The 13,500-nt window shown below is 70.1% G+C and carries 7 protein-coding genes; 1 reads left to right on the forward strand and 6 read right to left on the reverse strand.

Features of this window, described 5'->3' with window-relative positions; translation table 11 throughout:
- Positions 1-4: 4 nt before the first annotated feature.
- The 6 genes from J5226_RS11580 to J5226_RS11605 are packed head-to-tail and all read right to left on the reverse strand — an operon-like array spanning position 5 to position 12,866.
- Positions 5-853 (reverse strand): DUF4157 domain-containing protein, encoded by an 849-nt coding sequence (locus J5226_RS11580; RefSeq protein WP_215840028.1) that lies wholly within the window; start codon positions 851-853, stop codon positions 5-7.
- Positions 850-9,099: a DUF4157 domain-containing protein gene (locus J5226_RS11585; RefSeq protein ID WP_215840029.1), complete on the reverse strand. Its 8,250-nt coding sequence runs from the start codon at positions 9,097-9,099 to the stop codon at positions 850-852. Before J5226_RS11585 ends, J5226_RS11580 begins: the two co-directional genes overlap by 4 nt.
- The gene (locus J5226_RS11590; protein WP_215840030.1) at positions 9,096-9,377 is read right to left on the reverse strand and encodes a hypothetical protein; all 282 of its coding nucleotides are present in this window, start codon (positions 9,375-9,377) and stop codon (positions 9,096-9,098) included. The genes J5226_RS11585 and J5226_RS11590 overlap by 4 nt, the downstream gene beginning before the upstream one ends.
- Positions 9,374-11,425 carry an ATP-binding protein gene (locus J5226_RS11595; RefSeq protein ID WP_215840031.1) on the reverse strand — a complete coding sequence of 684 codons (2,052 nt, stop codon included), beginning with the start codon at positions 11,423-11,425 and terminating at the stop codon, positions 9,374-9,376. The genes J5226_RS11590 and J5226_RS11595 overlap by 4 nt, the downstream gene beginning before the upstream one ends.
- Before the next feature lie 14 nt (positions 11,426-11,439).
- On the reverse strand, positions 11,440-12,732 hold the full coding sequence (locus tag J5226_RS11600; RefSeq protein WP_215840032.1) for a DUF4255 domain-containing protein: 1,293 nt from the start codon (positions 12,730-12,732) through the stop codon (positions 11,440-11,442).
- Positions 12,729-12,866: a hypothetical protein gene (locus J5226_RS11605; RefSeq protein WP_215840033.1), complete on the reverse strand. Its 138-nt coding sequence runs from the start codon at positions 12,864-12,866 to the stop codon at positions 12,729-12,731. Before J5226_RS11605 ends, J5226_RS11600 begins: the two co-directional genes overlap by 4 nt.
- Between J5226_RS11605 and J5226_RS11610 the strand changes: the two genes are divergently transcribed.
- A complete protein-coding gene (locus J5226_RS11610) occupies positions 12,853-13,467 on the forward strand; it encodes a hypothetical protein (RefSeq protein WP_215840034.1) in 615 nt (204 codons plus the stop codon). The two genes, J5226_RS11605 and J5226_RS11610, sit on opposite strands and share 14 nt — an antisense overlap.
- Positions 13,468-13,500 lie beyond the last annotated feature (33 nt).

Here is a 13,500-nt window from a genome sequence, read left to right on the forward strand (position 1 = left end):
GGCGTCACTTCTTGTTTCCCTTGCGGAACCAGTCGAGGTCGAAGATCGGGATCATCGGCGTGCGGAATTCGTCGGGGTACGCGTTCTTCCATTCGCGGTCGAAGCGGTCCATCGCGTTGGGGTTGTCGCGGGCGTTGATCTGGTCGAGCTGCATCGAGATGCCCAGGTTGAGCAGCCAAGGCTTGTCGATGAACCAGAACTTGAATTTGTCGTCCATGCCGAGGGTGTCGAGCAGGCGCGAGCCGCGTTGCCATTCCGCCAGGATCGACGCGCCGTCGCGGTCGTTCATCGACAAGCCGCGCGAATCGAAGGTCCGGCGCATCTTCAGCCAGTCCAACTGCGGCGGCTGCAACTGCATCGGCGGTACCAGCGGCGGCAGGCGGAACGGCGGCAGCGGTTGCGGACCTTCGGGCTTGGGCTTGGCGTCTTCGTCGGGATCGCAATGCAGGCCGCCGGGTTCGGCGCCGCCGAGCGAACTGGCCGGCACCGCGCCGCCGGCGGCGACTTGGCTCGCCGCCGCGCCGGCGCGCGCTTCGCTCGCGTCGCTGGCTCCGCCCTGGCGCTGCTGCACCACGTGCGCGAGTTCGTGCGCGAGCAGGGTGCGGCCGGGCAGGGACTCGGGCGCGTAGCGGTCCGCGGCGAAGGCGATGTTCTCGTGCTGGGTCACCGCCTTGGCCCCGAGCGAACCGGCGAAGGCGTTGGCGCCGGGGTCGGTGTGCAGGCGCACGCGGGAGAAGTCCTGGCCGTAGGCGCGCTCGAAGAACGCGCGTTGGCGCGGCGGCAGCGGAGCCGGTCGCGACGGCGGCGCGGCGGCGCCGGTGCGGCGGGCGAAGGCGGGACGTGCGCGGCTCATGGCTTGGGCTCCGACGGCGGCATATCCTTGGCCTCCGGCGCGGGCTGCAGCGACAGCGCGTCGGCCGTGGTCAGTTTCACATCGCCGAATTCGATGTCTTTGATGAACCCCTTTCCGACCCAGACGTGCAGGGTGAACTGCATTTCGGCCAGGTTGCCGACCCGCACGTAGACGTTGAACAGATCGATCGCGCCGGTCTTGCCGCCGGGGAAACCGGCGCCCTTGGCGTGGAACTGCGGCAGGAGCAACTCGACCCGGTCGCCGACGTGTTGCCAGGGAATGCGCAGCACGTTCTGGTCCGCGCGTTCGCGCTGCACGTCCAGATAGATGTCTCCCGGCCCGAGACTCTTGTCGTCGGTGAGGTCGACGCCGAGCTTGCCCGAGCCCAGACGCACTTGCGGCGCGCCGAAATTCAGGTTGCGCAAGGCGGACAGGTCGGTCGCGGTGTCGCCGCGCTTGGGCGCGGTCGGTGGCTTGGAATACAGGCCTTCGACCAGCTCGCGCAGGTCGAGCATGCCGTGCTCGCCGGCGTTGGCGTGGATGCCGGGCAGGCCGGCGAGGTCGGGGCCGATGTTCTTCTCCGGGCCGAAGTCGCCCAGGGTCAGATGGCCTTCGCGGATGTTGACCGCATACGGCGAGACTTGGTCGAAGTTGATCCGGCCGCCGCGGATCGGCAGACGCAGGTTGGGGTCCCAGGGGAGCTCCACGCCCCAGAACAGCTCGACGTTCTCGGGCTCGACCTCGGCGTCGCCGCTCATCCCGCTCAGCGGTTCGGCGATCAGTGCGTGGCTGGGCTTCTTCAGCGCTTCGCGGTAGTCGGCCATGCGCTTCTTGAAGCCTTCGTCGCTGCTGTCGATCCTGCGGTCGATCTGCATGTCCACCTGGATCTTCGAGCCGGTGGCCAGGCCGATCTTGGCCCCGAGCACCTGCAGGCCTTCCTTGGTGCCCATGCCCTTGAGGCCGACCGCGATGTCGCGCAGTTCGGCGAAGTCGATCTTGACCGTGGGGTCTTCCGGCTTGAGCTCTTTGCCGCTGCCGCGCTGTAGTTGGATGCGGTTGGCGGCCAGCGAATCCAGAGATACGGCGATGGTGTTGTTGGGCAGGAACTTCGGCCGCAGGTTGCTGAGCTTGATCGAGCCGTAGTCGTAGGCGGAGACCCGGGTGATGTTGCCTTTCTCGTCGGTGATGGTGAGGTCGGGGTTGATCAGGCCGAAGTACGAGAGCACGAAGGCGCCGTCGGTGCGGCTGCGGACGATGTCGTGCTGCTTGCCGTCCTTGCCCAGCACCGAACCCAGCACGACCGAGTCGAACACCATCCGCTCGGAGGTCAGCGGGCCGGCTTCGACATCGGTCAGCAGCTTGATCGTGGTTTCCTTGTCGCCGATGGTGTTGACGATCTTGGCGTCGAGGCCGCGCAGGCTGAACGGCTTGGGCTTGTAGCCGGCCTTCGGATCGACCTCGCCTTCGTCCAGGCTGACATCGCCCAGCGTGGTCTTGGCCGCGGCGGTGTCGTAGTCGATGCGGCCGATGCGCAGGTGCTCCATCTCCGCGTGCTTGGCGGTGACGTCCTGGGTCGAGGACTGCTCCTCGCCGGTCGCCGTGGTGCCCTTGGAACTGCCGTGGTAGATGAAGCTGTTGGCGGCGACGCCGGTGAGGTCGAGGTCGCGCACTTCCAGCGTAGTGGGGATGCTGCCGCCCTCGTCTTTCGGGTCTTCGGACTTGGCGAAGTTCTGCCGGACCTTGCCGAGCTTGACCTTGGCGATGCGGGCGCCGCCGAGCTCGAGCGTTTGCTGCAGGTTGGTGTAAGTGGTCCGGCCCAACTGGATGTCGTTGACCTCGACGCTCTCGGCTTCGATGAAATCCGGGCCGAGGGTGACCGAGCCGACCACGCTGCCGGTCAAGAATTTGGTATCGATCTTGTCGTCGTGATAGAAGCCGCGGATCTTGGAGATGCGGCCGATGTCGACGCCGAACACGCCCGGGCCCTTGACCTGGGCGGTCATGCCGGTGCCGGTCAGCGCGGCGCCGGCCTTGATCTTGCTCTTGAGCCCTTCGTACTGGGCGGTGGCCTGGTACGCGTCGAGCTTGGCGCGGCCGCCGACCACGCCCTTGCCGTGCTGCCAGTCCAAGCCCCAGACGTCGAGGTTGGTCAGCCGCAGCGGCTCGATCCGGCGCATGTGCTTGGGCAGCTTGTCCTGTTCGGGGCCGATCTCGACGCGGTGGTTCTCGTCCTGGTAGATCAGGTGGCGGGCATCGATCGAGCCGACGTGCAGGCGGTCGATCTTCAGCCGCTGCAGCGGCGGCTGCTTGCTCTGCGGCTGCGCCGCCGGATCGGCCTTGTCCGGCTCCGGCGGGAACTCGATGCGCCCCTTGACCCGCACATCGCGGATGGTGACCGGCTGATCGGCGTCGACGAAGCCGCTGGCGCCGACCTTCCAATGCAGCGCCGGCGCCTGCAGGGTTCCGAAATGCACGTCGTCGAGATCGAGCGCGCCTTTGCGGTAGGTCAGCTTGGCGCCGAGGTCGCTCAGCGAGAAGCGCGCCCAGCCGTCGGGGCCGCGCACCAGCATGTCGCTGAGGTCGAGGTCGCCGATGCTGGCCTGGATCGCGCCGTCTGCGAGCAGGCCGACGCTGATGTCTTTGGCATCGAGGCGGCCGCTGCCCGACCACGCGCCGGCCATCGCCTTGCCCACCACCAGCTTGTCGATCGAGTCGATGCTCACCGACGCGGCCCCGTCGGCGCCGGTGATCAGCGGCGAGGCCTTGTCGTCCGCGGGCAGGACCACATCGATCTCGTTGCTGCGGATGCCGTTGATCGAGCCGGACTTGATCTGCACTTCGAGCTTGCGCGAGGGCAGGGCCAGACCCAGATCCTGGCCGTAGAAGCGGCCGATGCCGGCGGTCTTGATGTGCACCGAGGCCAGGCGGTAGTCGGACAACTCGCGGCTGCCCTTGACCCGCGAGCTCAGCTTCACCGTGCCGGAAAAGCGCAGCGCTTCCAGGCCGCTGCGGCCGTCGGACCAGATCTGAACGCTGGAGGCTTCGTCGCTGGACGTCAGCACGAAACGTTCGGCGCTGAGGCTGTCGATCTCGAAAGTGGGCACCTCGATCAGGATCTCGTCGCCTTCCTTCTTGGCGTTGATGTCGAGCCGGGTTTCGCCGACGGCGAACTCGCCGGCTTCGGCCGACACGCTGCTGCCGGGCTTGTCGCCGACGGTCTGCGCGTGCTGCAGGCGCATCGACTTGAACGCGCGGTGGCCCGGCCCGCTGCCGGTGATGGCGACCCCGCCGCGCTCGAGCATCGCGATCGGGTCGAAGCCGCTGCCGAGCACGTCGGAGAGCACGTCGCCGGCGCCGGTGGCCTCGATCCCGAACTCGTCCAGGTCGGCGTTGGCCGCGCCGTACTGGGTCAGGTTCAGCGCGATCACGCCGTCGGCCTGCGCCACCGCCTCCTTGGCCGCGGCGATCTCGGCGGGGGTCTGCGCGCGTTGCAGGCTCAGATAGGCGTTGTGGCGCTGGTCGGCCAGCGCCTGCAGTTCGCCGATCAGGCCGGACAGTTCGCCGATCTTGCGCTCCAGCTCCGGCTTGTCCTTATCGGCGGCCGCGCGCGCCTTCTCGCGCAGTCCGCGCAGGCGCTGGTTGAGCAGGCCCAAGCGGGGGACCACGCCGAGTCCTTCGATGTTGAGGTGGTTCAGGCCCAGCTCGATCTGATTGCCGCGCTGCTTGACCCGCGCATAGGGCCCAGTGAGGGTGGCCTTCTCGAACAGCAGGCCGTGGTACTTGCTGCGCGCCTTGTCGATCTGCAGTGTGTCCGCGCCCAGCTCGGCGTCGCGCAGGTTCTTCTTCCAGTCGCTCCAGTCGAGCAGGCCGCCGGCCGGCAGTGCGCCGGCGCGCAGGCCCGAGGCTTTGATCTGTTCGACGGTGATGCCTTGCTGCGGCAGTTGCAGGCCGGCGATGGTGGCCTGCTGCGCGCTGAGGCCGACGTGACCGCTGGACAGGTCCAGGTCCAGCCGCGCCCGGGTCAGGTCGATGGATTCGATGATCAGCGCGGCATCGTCGGTCAGCTGCTTGCGCAGTTGGGCGAATTCTTCCAGCTCGGCCTTGCTCAGCGCGGACAGGCCCATCGCTACCATCGCCTGATAGCGCTGCGCCTTGGGCCGCAGCAACTGCAGGCTGTCGACCAGCGGTTGCAGGTGCGGGCGGTCGGACACGTCGCCGAGCTCTTCCAGTTTCTTGTCGATGCTTTCGACCGTGCGCACGCCGCCGGCGACCTCGATCCGGCCGGTGTGGACATCGCCGAGGTCGATGCCGAAATCGCCGACATGACCGGGCGTGGCCAGCGCCGGCGCGCGTTCGCCGGCCTTGGCGCGGCGCGCGGTTTCCGCGGGCGTCTGGGTCGGGCTCGACAAAAAGCCCATCAGCGCGGTGCTGCTGCCCTGGCCGTGGATGTTGTTGAGCACGATGGGCTCGGCGCTGGTGACCGTGCCTTCGATGCCCGAGGCCGCGACCTTGCCGATGTCGAGGAAGGCGCCGCCCTTGTCTTCGAAATCGAGCCGGTCCAGATCGGCCTGCAATTGCTTTTGCTGGTCCGGCGTCTGTCCGCCGGCGCGCAGCTTGGCCTGGATCGCCAGATATTCCTGCTCCTGGGTTTCGACCGCGGCGCGCTGCCGTTCCAGTTCGGCGCTGCGCGCGTCGAGTTCCTCCAGCGTCTTGGCCGCATCGGCGCGGCCTTGCAGCGCGGCCTTGCGCTGGGCGATGGACGCCAACTCGGCGCGCAGACGGGTGGCCTTGTTGAGGCCGACGCGCATCGCGAAGTCCTGAACCTCGGCGTGCGCCACGCGTTGGCCGCCGCTGCTGGCGAAGCCTTCGGCGGTGAGGCTGCCGAAGCTCATGTCGATCGCGCGGATGCGGCTGGTCAGATCGCTGCCGAAGCGGTTGTCCGGTTCCAGGCCTTGGTCGGCGAGGCCGCGCGCGCGGTTGATGCCGGTCGCCATCAAGCCCAGCGCCGCCAACTGCGCCAGCCACGGCAACACCATCAACACCAGCAGCGGGAACGGGATGTAGCGGCCCTTGCGCTGCGCCGGCGGCGCGCCGGTGGTGGAATCCACGCTGCCCGCGGCCAAGCGCAGCGCGGTCACGGTGAGGCGGGCGATGGTGTACATCGCGCGGCTCTTGGCGAACAGCACGTCGTTGGCGACCAGCGAATCCAGGCTGACCTGCGCCTGCGCGGCCTGGCCTTGGTTCTGCGAATCGTAGGCAGCGCGGATGTGCAGCTGGCGCAGATCGACCTGGCCGGTCTGGAGGGTGCTGCCGTCGCGCTGGATGTTGCTCGATTCGATCAGCAACTGCGGCAGGATCAACTCCGCCGACTTGCCCTGGCCGTCGAGCCAGCCCGGGTCCAGCAACAACGTCAGCTTGTTGGTCTGCGCGCCGACCGGCTCCTGCTTGCTGCTGCGTTTGGACGGCTTGGCCAACTGCATGCCCATGAGGTCGCCGCCCATGAACTTCTGCACGTCGTTGAGATCCAGGCGCGCGCCGATCTTGCCGTCGACGAACAGCACATCCATGTTCCACAGCGTGACCAGACCGCCCCACAGGCTCTTGAGCGAGGCGAACACGCCTTCCTCATGCCAACGCGTGCCTTTCAGCATTTCCGGTTCGTACTTGTCGCGCTTGGCGGCCGGATTCCACAGGCGGAAGTCGTCGAGCAGCGTCGCCAACTTCGGCTGCTTGCCGATCACGTTGAACGTCTGCGAGCGCTCGAACGCGTAGCGGTGCTCGGACATCGCCATCGCCATGCGCAGCGCGCCGCGCAGCGCGACTTCGTTCTCCACGGTCCAGAACGCGGGGTCGTTGAGCTGGGCCAGCACGCCGGCGCGGTCGGTGCCTTCGCGGTCGCCGACGTAGGCGTTGATGTCGCGCGCCTGCCGCATCGCCGGACCCATCTCGGCCTGGATGCGCGCCCAGGTGTCGGGGTTGTCGCGGATGAAGGCCTGACGCTCGTCGTCGGGCAGCGCCTTGACGCATTGGAACGCCAGATAGGCCTCCCAATCCTTGACCATCCAATCGCTGAACAAGCCGCGGCTGACCAGTTCGCGCGCCTGCTGGCGCACCCGCAGCGGATCGCGGGCGAGGATGATCTTGAGCGTGGCAACGCGGTTGTTCTGGTTGAACAGGAACGATTCGGGCAGTTGGTTGAACAGCTCGTCGATGAAGCCCAGGCTGTCGAGTTCGCGCAGATAGGCTTGCAGCAGGATCTCGTCGCCGGGGCTTTCGTGGCCGCGCTCCAGCGAGCCGGCGCCGAGCTTGACCAGATCGCCGTACAGCTCGACGGCTTCGCCGTCGCTGTAGATCCAGCGGCGCTTTTGCTTGAACTTCTTCACCAGCGCCTGCAGCTGGTCGCGCGCGTCGCCCTGGTCCAGGCGCTGGCGCTGCAGGCCGGAGGCGTCGTAGTAATAGGTGTCGGTAGTGCTGCGCCAGCCGCCGGGCACGCTGGCGCCTTGCGCGCCGAGCTTGAGCATGCGCTCGTACTCTTCCTTGTCGGCGGCCTTGCGGATTTCCAGCACCGGCAGTTGCAGGCCGGTCTTCTCGTCGCGCGGCAGGTTGTCGATCAGGCGCAGGTAGTACTTGCCGTCTTCGCGTTGGCGGAAACGGTACTGCGCCGGCATCGGCAGGGTTTGCAGCAGGCGGTAGGCGAACAGCGCCTCGTGGTCGCGGATCGCCCAGTCGAGCAGGTGGTACGACAGCAAGTCTTCGAGCAATTGTTCGTTCTTGTACGGCAGCCGCGTCTGCACCAGCGCGGACAGGGTCTCGCTCTGCCACGGCTGAGATTGGCCGACGAAGGCTTCCGGCGGCAGCAGTTCCAGCATCAGGTCGATCAGGCCGTCGCGTTCGAGCTGTTCGCCGATGTAGCCGAAGCGCGCGTCGTCGGCGAGTTCGGGGTAGAGCATCGCCAAGGCCGCGATCGCGTCGTTGGCGTTGGGATGGCGCGGCTGGCCGTCGGCGTCGGTCGGCGCCTGCAGGGTCTGGCGGATGCGGCCGATCAGATCGTTGGCGCCCGGGTCGTCCTTCTTCTTCAGCAGCGCTTCGCGTTTCTTCGCCAGCGCGGCTTCGTCGGCGGCGGTTTGCTTGCGCGCCGCGGCGAGCTTGGCGAGCACGTCGGGGTTCGGCGCCGGCGCGTTGACGAGGCGGGCGATGGCTTCGCCTTTTTCCGAGGCGCGCAGTTCTTCCTGCATCGGAGCCGGCAACTGGCCGAAGATGTAGATCAGCGCCTGGGTTTCTTCCAGGTCCAGGCCTTGGTCGGGCAGCGCGCGCAAGGCCTTGAGGTCGATGGCGTCGTAGCGCGAGGGTTCCAGCGCCCGGTAGCTGGCCAGCACCGAGCGGCGGTGGCGATACATATGCGGCGGGTTGATGTTGTCGGCCAGCCAATAGCGATGATCCGGCGACAGCGCGCCGACCATCGCCACCGCGACGTCGAACTCGACCGTGTCGAGGATGCGCATCACTTTGAACACATCGCCGTCGGACACCCACCAGCCGTCGAGCGCGTCGCGGATCAACTCCAGCTCGCGCGAGCGGCTGGTCTTGACCGAGCCGGCCAGCGCCGGCGCTTCGGCCGCCTCGGCGGTGGCTTTTTGGCCGTTGTCGGCCGCGGCGTTCGCGCTGCGCAGCGCCACGCGCGGACGATGCAGGGGGTCGCCGCGCGCGAACGCGGCGCCGAGCGCGTCGGCCTCGGCTTCGGCGGCGGCGAGCGTGTCGCCGGGCGCGACGGCGGCGAGCGAGCGCTGGGCCGCGTGCGCGGTCTCGTGCGCGAGCAGGTAGCGGCCTTGCGCTTCGCGCGGGCGGTAGCGATCCGGATGCAGCAGCACCCGCGCGTCTTCCTGCAAGGCGTTGGCGCCGCGCGCCTGGATGCGGATCGCGGCGTCGGCGTCGACGCGCACTTCCAGCCGCGACAGATCCAGACCGAACGCGCGGCCGAGTTCGCCGAGCAGTTGCGCGGTGAGGCGGGCGCGGGCGAGGTCGGCGTCGTGGATGCGCGGGCCGCCGCAATGGATGCGGGCGAAGTCCGGCGGCGCGTCGTCGCTGCGCAACATCGGCGGCGGCGACAGCGGCGACGGCGCCGCGAGCGGACGTTCTTCGTTGCCGCGCGCGCGCTCCGGCGCGCGCCGCGCGTTCGCGTTCGCGCGCGCCGGGGCCGTGGCGGCGGCCGGCGCGGCGGGGCGGACGGCGGCGGCGCGTTCGCTCATGCGCCGCGCGCCAGTGCGCGGTGCAGGCCGCGCGCGAGTTCGATGCCCAGGCGCACCGGGTCGGCGGTCGCGCTCGCGCCGAGTTCGGGCGCGCGCAGCCATTCCAGCGTGCCGCCGCGCGGCGCCAGCGGTTCGAGGCGGTGCAGGCGGGTCAGTTCGGCGGCGAGCGAGCGTTGCAGCTGCCGGGTTTGCAGCGGCGTCAGCGCCGGGCCGTCCAGGCGCAGCCGCTCGATGCTGAGCGTCAGCGGCGCGGCGGCGGGGGCGGGCGCGCGGCTCACCGGAACTCCGCTTCGTTGACCGGTCGCTCGAGCTTGCGCAGTTCGGTGCGCACCGCGTCGAGCAGCCGCGGCATGCCGACCGCGCCGCCGTCGCCGGCCGCGGCGAAGGCGGCGTTTAGGGCGATGCTGTGGATGTTGCCGCCGGACAGGTTGAAGCGCGCGAGGCGTTCGTAATCCAAGGTTTCGCACGGCACGCCCGGCGGCAGCGCGCCGCGCCACAGGCGTTTGCGCTCGCCGGGACCGGGGAACTGGAAATTGACCACGAAGCGCAGCCGGCGCATGAACGCGGTGTCGAGCGAACCCTTCATGTTGGTGGCGAGGATCGCCAGCCCCGAGAACGCCTCCATGCGTTGCAGCAGGTAGTTGATTTCGATGTTGGCGTAGCGGTCGTGGCTGTCCTTGACCTCGCTGCGCTTGCCGAACAAGGCGTCGGCCTCGTCGAAGAACAGGATCGAGCCGCCTTGCTCGGCTGCGTCGAACAGCTTGCGCAGGTTCTTCTCGGTCTCGCCGATGTACTTGCTGACCACGCCGGACAGATCGATGCGGAACAGGTTCAGGCGCAGCTCGTTGGCGATCACCTCGGCGGCCATCGTCTTGCCCGTGCCGCTTTCCCCGGCGAACAGCGCGCTGATGCCCATGCCGCGGTTCATGCGTTCGGCATAGCCCCACTGCTGATAGACGCGGTGGCGTTCGCGCACCTGCGCGGCGATCTGGCGCAGCAGGCCGGTGGATTCGTCGTTGAGCACCAGATCCGCCCAGCGCGCCTTCGGCTCCAAGCGCTGCGCCAGCGCGTCCAGACGCGCGGTGGACAGGTCGCGGCAAGCGTCCCAGGCGTCGCCGCCGCCGTCGCGCGGGGACGCGGCGGCGCGGATCTGGCCGAGATTGAGCTGGAAGTGGCCGGACAGCTCGGCGGCCTCGCGTTCGCGCGCGGCCTCGTCGCTGTCGTCGGGCAGATGCTCCAGCCACGCCGCGTGTTGTTCCGCCGAACTCGGCAGCGGCGCCTGCGCGCTGCAATGCGCCGCGTCCAGCGCCAGCGGCGTTTCGCGCAGGCCGAGGAAACTCAGGCCGAGCGGATGGGCGAGGAACTGGCGCAGCGCGGCCAAGGTTTCGCCGCCGGCGCCGTCGAGCGCATCGGCGTCGATGTACAGCGCGACCGGCAACAGCAGGCTTTCGCGTTGCCACAGCCGCGCCAGCAGATCGACTTCGGCGCGCGGGGTCGGCAGCGATTCCATCGGCAGCCGGTACAGATGCCGGCCCAGCGCTTGCGCGGCCTCGCAGGCGATGGCTTGGCGGCTGCCCGGATCGGGCCCGAGCAATTGCGCCACCGGCAACGACGCGCCCGGCGCGGCCGCGTGCAGCGCGGCGAGGATGCGTTGCGCGCACTCGCGCTGGCTCGCCGACAGCGGCGCCGGCGCGCACGGCGTGAGCAGGGCCGAGAGCCGTTCGTCGAGCAGGTTCAAGCCCTTGATGCAGGCGACCACGCGCTCGTCGGCGCGCAGCGCGGCGGCGGTGAGCGCGGTCGCGCCGGCGTGATCGACCTGGAGCAGATGCAGATAGCGCAGCGGCCGCTGCGGCGCCAGCGCGTCCCAGCTGGGATCGTCGAACAGGCGCAGGGCCAGGGCGAAGCTCGGCGCGCCGGTGCCGCCGCCTTGCGCGGCGGCGATCAGCGACGGCAGCGAGGGATCGAGTTCCATCGCCGCGCACAGCAGCAGGATGTCGGTCTCGAACGCGCTCAGCCCGAGCCGTTCGGCCAGCGCCGGCAACGCCGGTTGCGATTCGCCGCGCGCGGCGCGCTGGCGTTGTCCGTTGGCTTGCGCGATGCGTTCGGCCAAGGCCTGCGGCGCCGGCAGCGCGGGCGCGGCCGGCGGCGCGGCGCGGCCGAACCACTGCGGCATGCCGTGCGCCGGCGCGCGTTGCGCGGAGCCGGCGTCGGCCGGCGGCGCGGCCAGTTGCTGCAGGCGCAGGCGCAGCCAATGCAGGGACGCGGCGAGGTAATCGTTGTTGTCCTCGATCCAGCGCTCGCGCTCGTGGTAGGCGGTGTCGGGCATGGGCGCGGCGCTCCTCAAGCGATCACCACGGTTTGCTGCGGATCGAACGAGAACACGCCCTGGTCGTCGGCGACCGCGGCGATGCTCTCCACGCCGTCGACGCGCAGGATCACCGGATAGCGCCCGGCGACGGCGACGCTGGCGGGCACGGTGACGTCGATGGTCGTGGGCTGTTCGGGATCGGCCGGGGTTTCGATCTTGTCGGCCAGCAGTTCGTCGCCGCCGAAGCGTACGCGCACGCCGGCGTGCTGCTCGGGCAGCAGGCGCGGGCTGCAGGTCAAGGTCAGCGCGAGTTCGCCGGGCGCGGCGTTGAGCGGGCTGACCTCCACCCGCGGCGCCAGCATCATCGCGATGGGCGCGCTGACGATGGCCGGTTGCCCCGACGGCGCCAGCCGCAGGCGCACCGCGTAGAAGCCGGCGATCCAATCGGCCATCGCGCCGGCGTCGACGCCGGCGGTGGGCAGCTGCGCATCGAGCGCGAGCGCGCTGGCGGTGGCGGTCACCGGCAGCGTGCGCGCGGCCGCGGCGCGCGGATGTTCGAACACCAACTCGGCGTCGACGGCTTGCAGGTTGCGGCCTTCGACGCGCAAGGCGTCGCCCAGGCGCGCGGCGCGCAGCAGGTCGGACGCGGCGGGGCGGATCGATTCCAGACGCGGCGCGGCGGACGCGCGCGCGGCCGGGCCGCGGTCGTCGTCGCCGCGCTTGAGCACCGGCGGCGCGGCGCGCGCGGCCGCTTCGGTCTCCATCAGCACCACCGAGACCAGATAGGCCATCGACGGGCGATAGCGCGCCTGCATCGCGGTCCACAGCTTCGACAGTTCTTCGCCGCCGAGGTATTGCGGGGTGATCTTCAGCGATTCGATCTGCTCGGCCAGATTCAGCGCGGAGAAATCGCCGAACGGCGGATTCGGCGGGCCGAGCACGCTGCGCAGGCGCGCGCGGTCGAGGCCGGGCGTGTCGTGCAGCGCCAGCATCGCCAGCCCGAGCAAGGCTTCGGCGGCGAGATCCTGCGCGCCGTAGGCGGTGAGCAGGTAATGCAGATCCAGCGCCAGCGGCGCGCTGCGCAGGCGCTGGCCGCTGCCGTCGCGGGTCGGCAGGCTCTGGTTGCGCCAGCCGCTGTTGGGCGTGACCTGATACAGGAACAGATTGAGCTGATTGGGCTCGGTCTGTCCGGTGGTGATCCGGTCCGGTGGCGTGGCGGTGACCGAGATGCTGCCGATCGACGACAGATCCAGGCCCAGCAGGCTGTCGCTGATGAGGTCTTTGAGCGTGGCGGTCACCGCGGCGATGGCCAGTGCGTTACTCATCGACGGTCTCCGTGGCGTTGCCGCAGGTAGTCGTCCAGGCCGAGCGCGGGCGCGCCGTTGCGGCGCGGCGCGGCGGCCGGCGCGGCGGCGGGGGCGTTGGCGCGGATTTCGACCCGGCCGATGCTGACGTGCACCGGCGCGGGCGCGGCCGGCGCCGGCGCGGCCGGGGCGTTGCGCCGCGCGGGATGCGCGACCGCGGCCGGCGCGGCGTCGCGCGCGGCGAGGCGGGCGGGGACGGACAGCGGCGCCGGTGGCGCTGTGGCGCGAGTGGACGCGCTCGCGGTCGCGGGTTGCGGTGCGGGCGCGGCGACGTGCGCGGGCGTCGGCCGCGGTTCGTTCGCGCTCGCGCGCGGCGCGGCGGGCGGCGGTGCGTGTAGCGGCGCGGACGGCGCTGGCGCGTCGCGAGCGGATGGGTTCGTCGGCGCTTCCGACATCGCCGCATGCGCGCTTTCGCGACGCGGCGGCTGCGCCGTTCGCGCTTGCGGCGCCGCCGCGGCGGGCGCGGCGACGACGGTTTCGCGCAAGGTTTCGATGGATTCGATCAGGGTGACGGACGTGGTCGCGGGCGCCGGCGCGGCGCGCGGCGATGCCGCGGGTATCGTGGCGATGTCCGGCGTCGCCGCCTTGTCGGCCGCGGGCTCGAACGGAATCGCGGACGCATGCGGCGTTGCCGCGGCCGGTTCGGATCTCGCTTCGCGCGCGGCCGCGGACGCCGTCGGCGCGACGTGCGCCTGAACTTCTTCGGCCGGCTCCTGGGTCAAGTCCTGC

The organism is Lysobacter sp. K5869, assembly GCF_018847975.1.
In the GTDB taxonomy this organism is placed as follows: Bacteria; Pseudomonadota; Gammaproteobacteria; order Xanthomonadales; family Xanthomonadaceae; genus Lysobacter.